This is a genomic window from Burkholderia sp. HI2500, assembly GCF_002223055.1.
Taxonomy (GTDB): Bacteria; Pseudomonadota; Gammaproteobacteria; order Burkholderiales; family Burkholderiaceae; genus Burkholderia.
In genome coordinates this window covers 2,043,740-2,059,934 of record NZ_NKFL01000004.1, presented here as the reverse complement: position 1 = coordinate 2,059,934, position 16,195 = coordinate 2,043,740, and the positions used below count along the sequence as shown (strand labels likewise).

Sequence of the window (16,195 nt, the reverse complement as noted above, 5' to 3'; positions counted from 1 at the left end):
TTGCCCTTGCCGTACCTGCGCTTTCCGTCGGGCTTGCTGGGGGCCGGAGTCGGGGCAGTTTCGGCAGGGCGTTTAAACAACGCGGTCAGGAGCGCTTTCATTCTTTGTCGCCTCCTGTCAGGCGCGCCTGCTGCAGACCAATCGCAGCGTTATCCAGTTCGACAGCCAGACGACGCAGGCTAACCTGCGCTTGCCGGACAATCGCGCTGTCGGGCCGCGCGACGCTCAACATTTCGCCGTGCGCCAGCAGCGATCTGGCAATCGTCGTGCATGCGCTCGACGCCGATTGAATTGCAATTTGCGGTGTACTCATATTCGTGTGTGTTTGGTGGTGCGTCGCATTTCCGGCCCGACGCTGGCGAAGAAACGGGTCCGTTTGAGATTGCCGGTGGAACCCATACCGCGAGCCAGACCATCAACCGCACGCCTGGTCAGTGCGCCCACGCTCTTCCCAAAGTGCCGCGTCGTGAGCTACGGCATCCGGCTATTTACCCGGCCGGCGCGGTTTGGAAATTGGTTGGCCCGTTTCATCATCGTGGTGGTGCCGTACCACGCTCGCGAACTTCTAATCCGTGGCGCCGCGAGCGGCCACGTCGGCCTTACCCGGCCGCAGGGACGAAATCGTTTTGCTGGCTATCCAGCGCGCGCCGCAGCAGAGCCGTGGCGGTCTGGTTGAAACTCATTTCCGCCCCGACGCGTTGCGACATGGCGCGTTGCTCGGCGATGATCTTTTCCCGCACGTCGCGCGGAATCGTCAGACTGATACGTTGCTGTTCCATGTTCAAAACCCCAATGGCTTCCAGGCTGCCCATTCGCTGCGCAGCGAACGAGGCGCGCTGGCAGTACGTTGAAACTCCGCGACGCGGCTTGCGATCAGCTTCACGGCGCGAGCCGACTGCGCTTCGTTCAGCGCAGGGAAGGCTTGCCGCAGCCAGTCGCGCGCACCGTCGAACGAATAGCGGAACGTGCCGTGCGCGGTCATCACCAACACGCGCGGATTTCCTTCGTCGTCCGCGCCGCGATCCATGATGGTTGCGTCGACGATCACGGTTGCGGCTTCGACTGGCAGCTCGTCGCAGGCCGGCGCTTCGGCGGGCTTTCGCCCGACCACCAGGGCGCGAAGGCGGCCGAACATCAGGCCACCGCGAAGAACGAACCCGGACGCGCGATGACAGCCTGCGCGTTCACGAACGCGGTGAATTCGATGGCGCCCGACACGCTGGTGCGACGCGCCAGCAGCTTGATTTCAGGCCAGATCGCAATGCCACCACCGCGCCAGTCGGCAACGTAGGACGCGGTGCTGGCGGCCGTGAATTCCGCATCGACGCCAGCCAGGGCCAGCTTGCCGTCCTGCCGGATCGATGCGGCGGCAGCCGCTGCCGTGCCGATCAGGCCGCGCAGGTTCGTGAACTCGATGAACTGGGCCGCTGCGGCGCCCAGGCTGAACGTCGGCGGCGTCGTCACGGCCAGGGCGGTCAGGAAAATCTTGTCGATATACAGCGACGCGCCACGAACGACGGCTTCCAGAATCGAGCGGCGCAGGAATTCGCCGCCGCCCAGGCTGCGGTTCGTCGCACGATCAACAATGAACCGCACGGCCGCGCTCGGCACGTCAGGCCATAGAAATTTCGCATCGTTGTTCGGCAACGTGCCCACCGTCGCGTCGGCGCCATCGGCCACCGCCGAGAACATGGCGGGATCAGTTACGCGCAGAAGCTGGGCATCCTCGTAGAAGCCCAGCAGCCCTTCCGTCTTGTCGCCGTTGCCGATGGCGATTGCGGTGTCGCGCGGCGTCGCCCAGATCGGCCGCACGCCGGCCTGGATGACACGCGAGTGCTGCTCGATCATGGCGCGCAGGTCCAGCGTTTCGCCAGCCGGTCGCTCCGAAACGCCATGAATGCCGCCAGGGCCGACCGGGGCACCGTCTTTGAGCAGCGTGTTCACGTCGATCACGGCTGCCGACACGGCCGGCTTCGGCGTGCGAAGAACGCGCCCCTCGCCGCGATCATGCTCGACATAGCCCATCTGGCGAGATGCGTCGTCCAGCAGGGCATCGATAGGGTTGTCAACGATAGCGCGGCCATCGGTGCCACGGCCACGCGTGCCGCTGAAAGTGCGTTCGAATGCGGCGCGCACTTCGTCATCGGTGAAGTGCGACAGCGGGCGTGGTTGTTCGTTTTCGGTGTCGATCATGTGGTAGCTCGTTCTGATGGAATTTGCGTCGGCGTCGCGCTATTGCGGCGTCACTTCGCGTAGGTTATGCGCCACCTGATACGGCGTATTCTCAAAAAATTTCCACGACGGCCACCGACGAATCGGACATTGGACATGCGTTTTTGGGGCAGCCAGTTTCCCGATGGTGCGGAAGCGGTGCCCCCGCCCCCTCCACGGCCCTGGGAAGGACCCAAATGAAAGCCATTCTCATTTGTGCGCGCCATCCCAGCCACGCAGCATCCCCGCCAAGGATGCACGTACCCCGCGCCACCAGCCTCGCCACGCCGCTCGCAGGCACGTGGCAATACCTGAGCACGCTGCAGCACGCGCACGCCAGGCAATGCGTCACCCATGCGTCACCAGCCACAAACCCACGCCAGATAAGGCTTTGCGGCCAGCGCCATGAGCAAAGGTGACGGATATGACGCGTTCTCCCATATGACGGCTGACGCGCGTGCGTGCGCGCGCGGTATTCGGGGATGTGGGAAATATCCGTCATATCCGTCACCACTCCCCGGAAACCCTTGCTACATAAGGCTTTGCGAGATGACGCATAGGACAGTGAATGCGTCACCGATGCGTCACTTCCGTCACCAAAGAAAAACCCGGCACGTGGCCGGGTCGTGTGATGCTGGTGGTCGTTAGAACGGTCGGTCTGGCTCGGCGTCCCAGTCGCCTGGGAAACGCGGGTCATGTGCAGCGGCACGCGGGATCACGCGGACGCCTTCAAAACCGCGTGCGCTCTTTGTCCGCCACGTCGCGAAGCCGCGCTTGCGCATCGCTTCGCCGAACGTCTTGGTGTTGCCGGCCTTTTCCCCGGCTGCTTCCGCGTAGCGCTTCCAGCTTGCGAATAGCTCGGCGCTTGTATCCTTGTGCCGTGGCTCGCGTTCGCAGCATTCTTCCAGCCACTGACCGAACACGTCCTGGTCCTCGAAGTATTCGCGCGTAGCATCCACAACGACGGCGGGGCGCACAAGGCCGTTCGTCTGCCAGTCCAGGCAACCATCAATCGCCCACCGCAGAATGGCTGGCCACTCGTCGCGAAGCTCTTTTTCCAGCTCCGGGTTCGGCGCAGTCGGCTTGTGGATGAACGGGATGATGTTGAAACGGCGCTTCGTGGCATCGTCCACATTGTTCAGGCGCGGCTTGTGGTTGCCCACGATGACCAGCTTGAATTCGGGGCGATACGTGAAGAAGTCGCGCCGCATGAAACGCGCCGTGATCGGGTCGCCTCCGGTCATGTTCTTGATCCGCGTTTCCGCCCATGCGCGGCCATCCTCTGTTTCGCTGGCGCTCACAAGGCGCGCACCCTTCAATCCCGCAAGGTCAGTGGGGTGCTTGTCGTGCGCGGAAGCGGTGAACGTGTCCATTGCGGCAGTTTGCGCGTATTCGCCCAGGATGCCCGTCAGCGTATTGAGGAAAACGGATTTTCCGTTTCCGCCTGCCCCGTAGATGAAGAACAGCGCGTGTGCGGACGTGTCGCCCGTCAACGAATAGCCAGCCATCTGCTGCAGGAAGCGGATCAGGTCTGCGTCGCCTCGCGTGGCATCCTCCAGGAACGCCAGCCAACGGCGCGGCACCGTGCCGGTCGCAGCGGGCGCGGTAGCCGTCTGTCGCGTAATGTGGTCGTCCTGGATTGCTCGGTGCAGATCGCCGGTGCGTAGGTCCACCGTGCCGCCAGGCGTGCCCATCAGCCACGGCGTACAGTCCCAAACTTCGGACGTGACAGCGAGGCGGCGCGACGATGCGGCGAATTTCTCGACAGCGGATGCCGTGCGGGCCGTGGCGAATTTCGGCGCGTTGCCGAAGTCGCGGCAGATTTGCCGCGCCCATGCGAAGGCAAGCTGCGTCGATTCCTTCTGCCAGCGGGTGCCGGTCCACGCGTACCACGCGCCGGCCGTGTGGCAGTAGCGCAGCGCGTCGGCGTGGCGATACTCGAAAACCAGTGCGAGCGCATCCTCGCTAATCTGGCTGGGATCGAGTATCGGTGCGTCATCGGTCGCAGGCCCAAGCGCGTTTTCCTGCTCGACCATCGCGCGCAGTTCGTCGGTGTCGTGTCCGGCTTCCAGCCAGTCCGATACATCGCCCTTGTGCGGAAGATTCGGTAGCGACAGCACGCGCACGGACGCGGCGATGCCTTGCAGCTTGCTAGTCACCAGCTGCGCATGCGCACGGCCGGCGTCGTCATTGTCTGGCAGGATCACGACGTGACGGCCCTTGAAGTGCGCCGTCAGTTCATCGCGCCATTTGTTCGCCCCGCCTGCGTTGCACGTTGCCAGCAGACCGAGCGCCGCCAGGTTGTCGGCGTCTTTCTCGCCTTCGACCACGAAAATGGTTTCGTCGGCGCGCTCCAGCATCTGCGGCAGGCGATAGGGCACTTGTTCAACGCCCTTGACCGACCAGGACCAGCCGCTGCCATCGGGGCGACGCTGCCGGAAATCCTTCGGGTCCATGCGGCACACCTGGAACAGCAGCACGCCGTCTGCGTCCAGGTAGTCGTATGTCGCGACGATGCGCTTACGCGGCGCTGGCGTGTTGTCATTTGCAGTGACGATGCCGTTTTCTTCCATCCATGCGACGGCGGCGCGGCCTACGTTGCCCGTCTCGCGCTCGATCAGCGCCAGCACGCCGCCGCCAGTGCCGCCTTCGTGGTCGTGCCAGACGCCGCTTTCCAGGTCGATGGACAGGCTGCCGCGCGTGCCGTAACGCAGTTCGTGTGCCTTGCGTTCGGTCGGCTCGCCCAGCAGCAGCGTGGCGACTTGCGGCATGCAGCCGGCGTATTCGTGGCGCGCGTTCATGCAGCACCCCGCGTCATCAGCGACAAGTCGGCCACGACAGGCAGCACGAAGCCGGAGAACCCAGCGCGACGCGCGAGGAATTCCATGTCGATGGCAATGTCAGCGGCATCCTGTCCGCGCTTCAGCAGCTTGCTGGCAAGCGCGACGGCGGCAGGGTAGAAATCTGCTGCAGTGCGAGCGCAGGTGAAACGCCAGAACAGCCGGTAATCGCTGCGTGGTGATACACGCGAAGGCTGGCGTCCACGTCGATTAGGAATGCTATAATTATTGCCGTCACGCATCAAATTTTCGGGAGCTTTCATCAGTAGGTGGACGCTCCCTTTTTATTGCCGCGCATCGGCGCGCGACTTGATCCACGAATCGATTTCTGCCTCGATCCAACCGGAGGCGCGTTTTCCCAGCGATATTTGCTTAGGCAGCCCCGAGTGATGCATTGCGTAATACACGCCACCACGGCTCAGGCCAGTCTTTTCCATCACCTTGGGCATGCGAATGACGTTGAGGTTTGCTTGCATGATGTTCCCGCATCCTTTTTGGTTTGCATGGGGCCATCATCGACGTGCAGCGATGCCAAGTATTCTCAGAAAATTTCCGCTGCGCATGCCAATGCGTTTAAACGCAGGCATGCAAGAAAACCCCCGCAATAGGCGGGGGCTGTCTGATTATGTAGGCGCGCGTGATAGATCATCGACTAAATCGGCCCAGCGCTGCAGCAGCGCGCGGCGCTCATCCAGCAACTGGGCGCGGTTGTAGGCGCGGCTCACCGTAGAGCCGACGCTATGCGCCAAACACAACTCGATCACGTCGTGCGGTTCCTGGGCTTCGTGCCAATACGTGCTGAACAGCGCACGAAATCCGTGCGGCTTTGCCTCTTCCGTGAACCCCATGCGGTCCATGATGTTGTTGATGCTCCGATCAGCCATCGGACGCTTAGGGTCGCGCCGGTTCGGAAACATCACATCGCCACCAGATAGGGCGCGCAGCTGGCGCAAGAGTGCAACGGACTGGCGCGACAGCGGCACGACATGTTCTTTCGCGCCTTTCATGCGTTCCGGGGGGATACGCCACTCTGCGGCATCGAAATTGATTTCCGACCACTGGCCGCCGATTACCTCGCTCTTGCGCGCAGCGTTCAGGACAATGAGCCGAATTGCGATCTTCCCCTGCAGGTCGGCAGGGTCGGAATCCAGCGCGCGCAGGAAGTCGCCCAGACGGTCGATCTTCAGCGCGGCGTGATTCTCCTTCGGGCCTCTGCCGGTCAGCTTCAGCGGGACGATGTTGGCGGGCACAATTCCGTGGTCGGCTGCCTGTTCCCATATCGCACTTAGGTACGTGCGTAGGTTATGGGCGACTTCGGGCGTCTTCGCGGAGACGTCCTTCAACAATTCGGCTAGTTCAAACCGAGTAACGTCCGTCATCAGGCGGTCGCCCAGCTTCGGCATCAAGTGTTTGGTTATCTCGCGCTCGCGCTGGGCAATCGACGCGGGCCGCAATGCGCCGTCTGTTCGCATACGCCAGGCGGCACACATAGCACGGAATGATCCTGCTTGGCGCTGCAGCTCGGCCGCCTTTTGCTCGGCTTCCTGGCGCTTTCGATGCTCGGTCGGATGGATACCTTGGGCCACCAGCTTGCGGGCGTCCTGGTGCTTACGTCGCGCTTCTGCCAGCCCAATGTCGGGGTACGCGCCCAGCGACACCAGGATGGGCTTGCCCATCACGGCGGCGCGGTATTGCCACAGGCGTGAACCGTTTTTCTTGACTAGCAAATGAAGGCCGCCGCCATCTGGCAGCGTGTAGTCGCGCTCACGCTTCTTCGCGCTCTTGCACGTCGTGTCAGATAGCTTGGTGGCGTAGGAGTGCATGGCCTGTATATCGGTTGGTTGATATACAGGCGAATATACAGTTTTGGGCTTGATTTGGCAAAACGTCACTTGACGTTGGGAAACGCCATTCCCTTGAAAATACAGGGTTTTACGACGACCCGTTGCCTATCTTTGTTCAGCAACGTTCGAATGACGATAGCAGGTGGCGATTTTCATGAACGGGAGTGTGCGTGCGGGGTGAATGCGAAGGCCGCCATCTTACCGCGAGCACGGGGCGCGAACGAGCGCTTCGTGCGGGGCGGGGGAGGCGCCGCGCGCAGCCGTTTCGATGAACCGGGAAGAAATTGTGACAAAAGTATTGACGTGAGTACTTCCTCACCCTATAATTTATTTCTCTGACGCGGGGTGGAGCAGTCTGGCAGCTCGTCGGGCTCATAACCCGAAGGTCGTAGGTTCAAATCCTACCCCCGCAACCAAGCACACCAGACGATGTGCAGCGCAAGTGACCGATGCGCGCTTCGTCGACAGGAACCCGGCCCCGTGCCGGGTTTTTTGTTTTCCGCGCGGCAGCGATCAGCGCGCCGCCCACTCGACCGCCGCCTTCGCATGCAGCGCGGTCGTATCGAACACCGGCAGCGGCGAGTCGTCCGCGCCGATCAGCAGCGTGATTTCCGTGCAGCCGAGGATCACGGCCTGCGCACCGCGCCGGGCCAGTTCCTCGATGATCGTCACGTACGTCGCGCGCGATTCCGGCGAGACGATGCCGTGGCACAGCTCGTCGTAGATGATCCGGTGCACGTCGTCGCGCCCGCGTTCGTCCGGCACCAGCACCTCCATCCCGAACTTCCCGCGCAGCCGCTCCGCGTAGAACGGCAGCTCCATCGTGTAGCGCGTGCCGAGCAGCGCGACGCGCTCGACGCCCGCATCGCGCAGCGCAGTGCCGGTCGGATCGGCGATGTGCAGGAACGGCAACTTCACCGCGGCTTCGATCGCATCGCAGACGCGATGCATCGTATTGGTGGTCAGCACGACCAGATCGGCGCCGGCCGCTTCGAGCTGTCGTGCGGCGCCGGCCATCCGTTCGCCGAGCGCGGCCCAGTCGTGCGTGCGCTGCAGCGCTTCGATCTCCGCGAAATCGACCGTGACCAGCACGCTCTTCGCGTTGTGGTGTCCACCATGCAACGCCTTCGAATGGCGATTGATCATCCGGTAGTACTCGGCCGACGATTCCCAGCTCATCCCGCCGATCAGTCCGATCGTCTTCATCCGTCACCTTTTGCGTTTCGTGTCTTGCGGCAGACGAGTATAGGCGCGGCTGTCCGTGCCCGGCCGGTACGATCCGCGCAAGGCGGGCCAGTACGGCGCCGCCGGGCCCGGCCGCACGCGACAGTTGAAACCGGCACTGTGTTTTTGTACAGTATCGGCACCGTGAACCCGACCATCATTCCGCCTGCCGATCCGCACGTGCCGCCGCCGGCCGACGCGCAGCCGCGCATGCGCAAGATCATTCACTGCGACTGCGACTGCTTCTACGCGTCGGTCGAGATGCGCGACGACCCGTCGCTGCGCAACCGGCCGCTCGCGGTCGGCGGCCGGCCCGACCAGCGTGGCGTGATCGCGACCTGCAACTACGAGGCGCGGCGCTACGGCGTGCATTCGGCGATGTCGTCGGCGCTGGCGATGCGCAAGTGCCCGGACCTGCTGATCCTGCCGACCGCGATGGACAAGTACCGCGCGGCATCGCGGCAGATCATGGCGATCTATCGCGACTACACGCCCGACGTCGAGCCGCTGTCGCTCGACGAGGCGTACCTCGACGTCAGCGGGTCGGAGCGGTGCCAGGGGAGTGCCACGCTGATTGCACGGGAGATCCGCCAGCGCGTGTTCGACACGGTCGGCGTGACCGTGTCGGCCGGCGTTGCGCCGAACAAGTTCATCGCGAAGATCGCGTCCGACTGGAACAAGCCCGACGGGCTGTTCGTCGTGCGACCGCACGAGATCGACGCGTTCGTCGCGGCGCTGCCGGTGCGCAAGCTGCACGGCGTCGGCAAGGTGACGGCCACGCGGCTCGACCGGCTCGGCATCCAGACTTGCGCGCAGTTGCGCGACTGGCCGTTGATCGACCTGCACCGCGAATTCGGCGCGTTCGGGCGGCGGTTGTACGAACTGTCGCGCGGGATCGACGAGCGGCGCGTGCAGGCCGACCAGGAGCGCAAGTCGGTCAGTGTCGAGACGACCTACGTGACCGACCTGACGACGCTCGAGCAGTGCGCGGAGGAAATCCGCCGCCTCGTCGTGCAACTCGACGCGCGGATCGAACGGGCGGGCGCCGCGCGCTCGATCCGCAAGCTGTACGTGAAGATCCGCTTCGCCGATTTCCAGCGCACGACGGTCGAGTGCGTGGCCGATGCGACGAATGCGGACACGGCCGTCACGCTGCTCGCGAAGGGGCTGCAACGGCGGGCGCAGGCGGTGCGGCTGCTCGGCGTCGGCGTGCGTATCGACGAAGATACCGCCGAGCGCCACGGGCAGTTCTCGCTGTTCGACGACGAGTCGCCCGCGCCATGAAAAAAGGCACCGCCGAAGCGGTGCCTTTGCTCACATGCAGCCGAACGCGCTGGCGGCCCGCTCAGTGCGCGGGCGCAGCCATCCCGTTGTGGCGCAGCAGCGCATCGATCTGCGGCTCGCGGCCGCGGAACGCCTTGAACGAATCCATCGCCGGTCGGCTGCCGCCGACCTCGAGGATTTCGCGGCGATAGCGCGTGCCGGTCGCCGCATCGAGCACGCTGCCGCTCGCGGCCGCCGCTTCCTCGAACGCCGCGTACGCATCGGCCGACAGCACCTCGGCCCACTTGTAGCTGTAATAGCCGGCCGCGTAGCCGCCCGCGAAGATGTGGCTGAACGTGTTCGGCCAGCGCGAGAACGCGGCTTGCGGGATCACGTGATAGCGCTCGTTGATCTCGCGCGCAAACGCGGTCACGCCGGTGGCGCCCGCCGGGTCGAAGTCGACGTGCAGCAGCATGTCGAACATCGAGAACACGATCTGACGCAGCGTGCCGAGCCCGCTCTGGAAGTTCTTCGCCGCGATCATCTTGTCGAACAGCTCGCGCGGCAGCGCGGCGCCCGTGTCGACGTGCGACGACATCGACGACAGCACGTCCCATTCCCAGCAGAAGTTTTCCATGAACTGCGACGGCAGCTCGACGGCATCCCATTCGACGCCGTTGATGCCCGACACGCCGAGTTCGTCGACGCGCGTGAGCATGTGGTGCAGCCCGTGGCCGAATTCATGGAACAGCGTGATGACTTCGTCGTGCGTGAAGCAGGCGGGCTTGCCGCCGACCGGCGCCGAGAAGTTGCAGGTGAGATAGGCGACCGGCGTCTGCACGCTGCTGCCGCGCTTCGCGCGCGAACGCGCGTCGTCCATCCATGCGCCGCCGCGCTTGCCTTCGCGTGCGTACAGGTCGAGATAGAACTGCGCGACGAGCGAGCCGTCGCGGTTCTCGACGCGGAAGAAACGCACGTCCTTGTGCCACACCGGCGCGTCGTCCGGCTTGATCTGCACGTCGAACAGCGTCTCGGTGACGGTGAACAGGCCCTTCAGCGCGGCCGGCTCCGGGAAGTACTGCTTGACTTCGTTTTCCGAGAACGCGTAGCGCTGCTGGCGCAGCTTTTCGGCCGCGAATGCGACGTCCCACGGCGCGAGTTCGGCGAGGCCGAGTTCCTTCGCGGCGAACGTGCGCAGCTCGTCCCAGTCCTTGTCCGCGTGCGGGCGCGCGCGCGTGGCGAGATCCTCGAGGAACGCGATCACCTGCTGCGGCGATTCGGCCATCTTCGGCGCGAGCGACACTTCGGCGAAGTTGCGGAAGCCGAGCATCAGCGCCTCTTCGCGGCGCAGCTTCAGCGCATCGGCGACGATCGCCGTGTTGTCCCATTCGGCCTTGCCGTCACCGTACTGCGGCCCGAGTTCCGACGCGCGCGTCGCATAGGCGCGGTAGAGCGTCTCGCGCAGTGCGCGGTTGTCCGCGTATTGCAGCACCGGGAAGTACGACGGGAAGTGCAGCGTGAATTTCCAGCCTTCCTTGGCATCCTTTTGCGCGGCTTCGCGGGCGGCCTCGATCGCGTCGCCGGGCAGGCCGGCCAGGTCGGCCTCATCCTGCACGAAATACGCGTACGCGTTGGTCGCGTCGAGCACGTGATCGGAGAAGGCCTTCGACAGCGCGGCCTGCTGTTCCTGCAGTTCGGCGAAGCGCGGCTTCTGGTCCTCGGGCAGCTCGGCGCCCGACAGGCGGAAATCGCGCAGCGCGTTGTCCAGGATCTTCTTGCGTTCGGTGGACAGCGTCGCGTATTCGGCGCTTGCGGCGATCGCCTTGTACTTCTCGTACAGCGCGAGGTTCTGGCCGACGCTCGACCAGAATTCGGTCACGCGCGGCAGATTCTCGCCATAGGCGGCCCGCAGTTCGGGCGTATCGGCAACCGCGTTCAGGTGGCCGACGATGCCCCACGCGCGACCGAGCGGCTCCGTCGCTTGCTCGACCGTCTCGACGACGGCTGCCCAGGTTGCCGGCGTCGCGGCCGCGCTTGCCGTCTCGACCGCACGGTTGGCGTCATCGAGCAGCGTGTCGAGCGCGGGCGTCACGTGTTCCGGGCGGATCTCGCCGAAGCGGGGCAGGCCCGAGAAATCGAGCAGCGGGTTGGTGTTGGCGCTGGCGGACATAAGACTCCCTGTCTGTTGCCGGATGAACCGGAGTGAAAAGGGTAGGCGCGCAAGGCAACGCGGCGCCCGATATCGACATTATTGGGGCGCATCGCGCGCTTTCCAATCGTTAGTTTCTAACGATGCGATTGACGCGGGGTCGGATGCGGGGTGGAGTCGTTTGATGGCGCGACCGACGCAGTGCGGTGCGGCCGGCGAGGCGCCGGCGCGCGGAACCGCACGCCGGCTGAATGATGCAGGGGCTCAGGCGGCCGCGTCGGCGGCGCGCTCGGCGGCTTCGATCGTGTTGATCAGCAGCATCGTGATGGTCATCGGGCCGACACCGCCCGGCACCGGCGTGATGTGGCCGGCCACTTCCTTCACGCCCGCGAAGTCGACGTCGCCGCACAGCTTGCCCGCGTCGTCGCGGTTCATGCCGACGTCGATCACCGTCGCGCCGGGCTTCACCATGTCGGCGGTCAGGATGTTGCGCTTGCCGACTGCGGCGACCACGATGTCGGCCTGCCGCGTGTGCGCGGCGAGGTCGCGCGTCTTGCTGTGGCAGATCGTCACGGTCGCGCCGGCGTCGAGCAGCATCATCGCCATCGGCTTGCCGACGATGTTCGAGCGGCCGATCACGACCGCGTTCGCGCCCTGCAGCGGGATGTCGTGCGCCTCGAACATCTTCATCACGCCGTACGGCGTGCACGGGCGGAACAGCGGCTTGCCGGTCATCAGCGCGCCGGCGTTCGCGACGTGGAAGCCGTCGACGTCCTTTTCCGGTGCGATCGCCTCGATCACCTTGTGGCTGTCGATGTGCTTGGGCAGCGGCAACTGGACGAGGATGCCGTGGATCTTCGGATCGCGGTTCAGCGCGTCGATGTGCGCGAGCAGGTCGGCTTCCGACAGCGTGTCCGGGTACGCGTCCTTCAGCGAGAAGAAACCGTTGTCCTCGCACGCCTTGATCTTGTTGCGCACGTAGACTTCGCTTGCCGGGTTGGCGCCGACGAGGATCACCGCGAGACCGGGCTGGTGGCCGCGTGCGGTCAGGGCGGCGGCGCGTTCGGCGGCCTGTGCGCGCAGGGTCTTCGAAAGGGCGTTGCCGTCGATGAGGAGGGCTGTCATGGTGGTGGTCCTGCCGGGAAGTTGGAATGCGGTCGTGCGGCGCCCGAAGCGTCGCAGCAAAGCACGCGATTATACCGTTCGCCTGCCGCCGTCCGACAGCGAATAAGCAGGAAGCGTCATGGCCGCGGCGCTCGTGCGCCGGGAGAAAGGCCGCCGCCGCGCGAGTGGGCCGCATCGCGCGGGGCGGCCAGGGCTGGCTGCGGGCCGGGCGGGCAGCGCCGCCGCGGCCGGCGCTCGCTCAGGCCTGCTTCTTCGACAGCGCGAGGCGCAGCAGGTCAGCCACCGTGTTGACGTTGAGCTTTTCCATGATGTTCGCGCGGTGCGCTTCGACCGTCTTGATGCTGATGCCGAGATCGTCGGCGATCTGCTTGTTCAGGCGGCCCGCGATGATCCGTTCGAGCACCTGCTGCTCGCGCGCGGTCAGCTTCGACAGGCGTTCGCTCGCGGCACGCTGTTCCTGGACGCTCTTGCTTTCGCTTCGGGCCTTGTCGAGCATCCGCTCGACGAGCTTGCGCAGCTCGGCTTCGTCGAACGGTTTCTCGATAAAGTCCATCGCACCCTTTTTCATCGTCGAGACGGCCATCGGCACGTCGCCGTGACCCGTGACGAAGATGATCGGCAGCGCGGCATTGTCGGCAATCAGGCGCTCCTGCAGTTCGAGGCCGCTCATGCCCGACATCCGGACGTCGAGGATCAGGCACGCGATCTGGCCGGCCTGCTGGGCAGGCTGGTAGGCATCGAGGAACTGCTCGGCGCTCGAGAAGCATTGCACGCGATAGCCGTTCGCCTCCAGCAGCCAGCGCAGCGAGTCCCGTACGGCCTCGTCGTCGTCAACGACAAAGACGGTTTCCTGAGTGGTGGTGACAGGGCTATTCATAGTTCTCCCGTAACGGTATGTGATGCCGATGCCTCGCGCCCCCCTTGGCCGAGATCAGCGGGTTCCCCAATGGGCAGGCTGCAGTGGAACGTTGCGCCGGATATGCGGCCATCCGGCTCGACGTTGTTGACCACCCACAGACGCCCCCGATGCGATTCGATGATCGAACGGCAGATGTTCAGCCCCATGCCCATGCCATCGGACTTGGTGCTGTAAAACGGTTCAAACAGGCGCTCGGCGGTCGCTTCGTCGACGCCCGGGCCCTGGTCGATCACGCGGATGTCGACGAAGCCCGCCTCGATGTCGGCGACGACGCGGATCACGCCGTCCACCGACGCCGGCTTCACGTCGGCCATCGCTTCGGCCGCGTTCTTCATCAGGTTCACGAGCACCTGCTCGATCAGCACGGGGTCGACATAAATAATAGGCATTCTTGCGAGGATTTCCGTGACGATCCGGATCCTGCGCTTCCTGGCCTCGATTTCGGCGAGCCCGACCGCGTCGGCGACGATGTCCGCGACCCGCGCCGGCTGGCGCTTCGGCTCGCTGCGCTTCACGAATTCGCGGATCCGCTTGACGATCATCCCCGCGCGCAGCGCCTGCTGCGCGGTCTTTTCCAGCGCGGGCTGCAGCGTTTCCGGCGTGCCGCGGCCGCTCTTCACGAGCGCGAGCGTGCCCGAGCAGTAGTTGTTGATCGCGGCGAGCGGCTGGTTCAATTCGTGAGCAATCGACGACGCCATTTCACCCATCGTCATCAATCGGCTCGTGAACTGCAGCTTCTCTTCCTGCTGGTGCGCGAGTTCCTGTGCCTTCTTGCGGGTCGTGATGTCGGTCGCGATCTGCATCTGCGCGAGGTGGCCGTCCACCCACTGGATGTACTGGCGGCGCACCTCGAACCACTTCTGGATGCTCTCGACGTACACCTCCTGCGCGTCCGCCGTGCTGCTCGTCAGCGCGGCGGCCGGCAGGCCCGCGAACGCGTCGACCATGTCGATCGAGTCGGACGAGGCCTGCGCGCGGTCGAAGCCGCCGCCCGACAGCTCGAGATGGCCGTCCGGGCGAATGCCGAACAGGTGGCGGTAGTAGCGGTTCGCGAACAGCAGCTCGGCTTCGTCGGCGGCCAGCACCGACACCGCGGCGTCGAGGCTTTCGAGCACCGTCGTGAAGCGCTCGTGCGCGGCCGCGAGTTCCTCGCGCGCGCGCTTCGGCTCGGTGATGTCGGTCATCGACGACATCCAGCCGGTCTGGCGGCCCGAGCTGTCGATCAGCGGCGACACGTACAGGCGCGCATGGAACAGCGTGCCGTTCTTGCGCCGCACGCGCAGCTCGAAGCCCGAGCTCGGCGCCTTGCCGCGCAGCGTCATGTCGAGCTGGCGCTGCATTTCCGGGTACGCGTCGCGCGGCCAGTACGGGAACGGTGCGACCTTGCCGACGAGGTCGGTTTCGTCCCAGCCCGTCATCCGGCAGAACGCGGGGTTCACGTGCGTGATGCGGCCGTGCATGTCGAGCACGCGCATGCCGATCAGCACCGAGTTCTCCATCGCGCGGCGGAAGAACGCTTCCGCGTACAGCGCCTGCTGCGCCTCGAAGCGCTGGCGCGTGTGCTTCCACAGGCTCCAGAGGCTCCACAGCACGAAGCACGACAGGCCTGCGACGAGCCATACGAGCGTGTTGTTGGTCAGGTTCGTGAGCTGCGGGAATGCGTACACGCGCACGGTCAGCCCCTGGCCGGGCGGATCGAGCGGCAGGTCGTAGTGCGAGTCGCGCGGCAGGCGCGGGCGCGTCGACGTGGACGACAGCTCGCGGTTGTTCGCGTCGGTGATCGAGATCTTGTACTTCGACGACAACTCCTGCGGGATGTCGTGCTTCAGGATGCCTTCGACCGAGAACACCGCGGCGATCGAGCCGAGGTACTCGCGGTCGCCGCGCATCACCGGTGTCTGCAGCGTGATGAAGCCGTTGCCGAAGTCGTCGTAGATCAGCGGCGAATACGCCTGGCGGCGCGTGCTGCGCGCCTCGTCGTACGCGCCGCGCACGGCGTCCTGCATCTGCGCTTCACCGGGCTTCGCGAGCCGCTGGCCGAGCAGCGGCGGATGCACGGTCGGCCAGCGCTGCACGCCGGGCGACGTGTACCAGTTCAGGTAGAGGATTTCCGGATGCGTTTGCATCACGTCCGCGACCGCCATCTGGAACGCGTTCTGGTCGAGGCGGCCGGAAGCGAGATCGCGCGACAGCGCCTGGAGCTGTTCCTGCGCGCCCGTCATCGACAGGCGGATCTGCTGCTGCGCCCATGCGACGTTACGGAAGAGGGTGTCTTCCTGCTGCTGCTGTTCGCGGCGATTGAGGCTCCACAGGATGAGGCTCATCACCACCAGGAACACCAGGATCGACAGCAGGGGCGTCAGCAAATAGGAATTGGACCACCACGGTCCGTGGTGCCAACGGGACGGCTGCGACTCCGCCGGCGGGCCCGACGGTCGCGCCGAGCGTGCGAAAAGCCGATCGGTCAACATGGCAGGATTGTAGCGCAGCGCAATACATGGAAAACCTATACCGGATATGTTGAACGGAAACGGATTTGTTCAGCCGCGATGCGCCGGAGAGCCCCGGAATATGGGTGCAGCGCAGCAATATTCCGCATTGCGAGAAAAGATCTCACAAT

The 16,195-nt window shown here is 64.8% G+C and carries 14 protein-coding genes and 1 tRNA gene; 2 read left to right on the top strand and 13 right to left on the bottom strand.

From position 1 onward, the window contains the following. Window positions 1–97: 97 nt before the first annotated feature. From CFB45_RS38350 to CFB45_RS12265, 8 genes are all read right to left on the bottom strand, one after another. Window positions 98–313: a hypothetical protein gene (locus CFB45_RS38350; RefSeq protein ID WP_144025197.1), complete on the bottom strand. Its 216-nt coding sequence runs from the start codon at window positions 311–313 to the stop codon at window positions 98–100. A gap of 286 nt (window positions 314–599) precedes the next feature. Further along, window positions 600–779, bottom strand: a complete 180-nt coding sequence (locus CFB45_RS12290) for a hypothetical protein (RefSeq protein ID WP_089425774.1) — start codon at window positions 777–779, stop codon at window positions 600–602. 2 nt (window positions 780–781) lie between these two features. Then, complete coding sequence (locus CFB45_RS12285) at window positions 782–1,135, bottom strand: hypothetical protein (protein ID WP_089425773.1); 354 nt, start codon at window positions 1,133–1,135, stop codon at window positions 782–784. Beyond that, window positions 1,135–2,193 (bottom strand): hypothetical protein, encoded by a 1,059-nt coding sequence (locus CFB45_RS12280; protein ID WP_089425772.1) that lies wholly within the window; start codon window positions 2,191–2,193, stop codon window positions 1,135–1,137. Before CFB45_RS12280 ends, CFB45_RS12285 begins: the two co-directional genes overlap by 1 nt. A 662-nt stretch (window positions 2,194–2,855) precedes the next feature. Continuing rightward, window positions 2,856–5,012: a phage/plasmid primase, P4 family gene (locus CFB45_RS39265; RefSeq protein ID WP_218828872.1), complete on the bottom strand. Its 2,157-nt coding sequence runs from the start codon at window positions 5,010–5,012 to the stop codon at window positions 2,856–2,858. Then, window positions 5,009–5,314: a hypothetical protein gene (locus CFB45_RS38345; protein ID WP_144025196.1), complete on the bottom strand. Its 306-nt coding sequence runs from the start codon at window positions 5,312–5,314 to the stop codon at window positions 5,009–5,011. Before CFB45_RS38345 ends, CFB45_RS39265 begins: the two co-directional genes overlap by 4 nt. Window positions 5,315–5,335: 21 nt before the next feature. Next, window positions 5,336–5,527, bottom strand: a complete 192-nt coding sequence (locus tag CFB45_RS12270; RefSeq protein ID WP_089425771.1) for an AlpA family phage regulatory protein — start codon at window positions 5,525–5,527, stop codon at window positions 5,336–5,338. A 147-nt stretch (window positions 5,528–5,674) separates the two neighbouring features. Continuing rightward, entirely contained in the window at window positions 5,675–6,874 is a 1,200-nt protein-coding gene (locus tag CFB45_RS12265; RefSeq protein WP_089425770.1) for a tyrosine-type recombinase/integrase, read from the bottom strand. A gap of 360 nt (window positions 6,875–7,234) precedes the next feature. Between CFB45_RS12265 and CFB45_RS12260 the strand changes: the two genes are divergently transcribed. After that, a tRNA-Met gene (locus CFB45_RS12260) sits at window positions 7,235–7,311 on the top strand. A gap of 97 nt (window positions 7,312–7,408) precedes the next feature. Here the strand turns inward: CFB45_RS12260 and CFB45_RS12255 are convergent. After that, on the bottom strand, window positions 7,409–8,101 hold the full coding sequence (locus CFB45_RS12255; protein WP_089425769.1) for an aspartate/glutamate racemase family protein: 693 nt from the start codon (window positions 8,099–8,101) through the stop codon (window positions 7,409–7,411). Between the two features lie 138 nt (window positions 8,102–8,239). On the opposite strand from CFB45_RS12255, the gene dinB reads away from it, so the two are divergent. After that, on the top strand, window positions 8,240–9,403 hold the full coding sequence (gene dinB / locus CFB45_RS12250) for a DNA polymerase IV (protein WP_089425768.1): 1,164 nt from the start codon (window positions 8,240–8,242) through the stop codon (window positions 9,401–9,403). Window positions 9,404–9,464: 61 nt separating this feature from the next. Here dinB and CFB45_RS12245 read toward each other — a convergent pair whose 3' ends face one another. The 4 genes from CFB45_RS12245 to fixL form a co-directional block, all read right to left on the bottom strand. Then, entirely contained in the window at window positions 9,465–11,552 is a 2,088-nt protein-coding gene (locus tag CFB45_RS12245; protein WP_089425767.1) for a M3 family metallopeptidase, read from the bottom strand. A gap of 243 nt (window positions 11,553–11,795) precedes the next feature. Beyond that, the gene (gene folD, locus CFB45_RS12240) at window positions 11,796–12,656 is read right to left on the bottom strand and encodes a bifunctional methylenetetrahydrofolate dehydrogenase/methenyltetrahydrofolate cyclohydrolase FolD (RefSeq protein ID WP_089425766.1); all 861 of its coding nucleotides are present in this window, start codon (window positions 12,654–12,656) and stop codon (window positions 11,796–11,798) included. Between the two features lie 238 nt (window positions 12,657–12,894). Next, entirely contained in the window at window positions 12,895–13,533 is a 639-nt protein-coding gene (fixJ, locus tag CFB45_RS12235) for an oxygen response regulator transcription factor FixJ (protein ID WP_006493245.1), read from the bottom strand. Next, entirely contained in the window at window positions 13,530–16,046 is a 2,517-nt protein-coding gene (fixL, locus tag CFB45_RS12230; protein WP_011352574.1) for an oxygen sensor histidine kinase FixL, read from the bottom strand. Before fixL ends, fixJ begins: the two co-directional genes overlap by 4 nt. Window positions 16,047–16,195 lie beyond the last annotated feature (149 nt).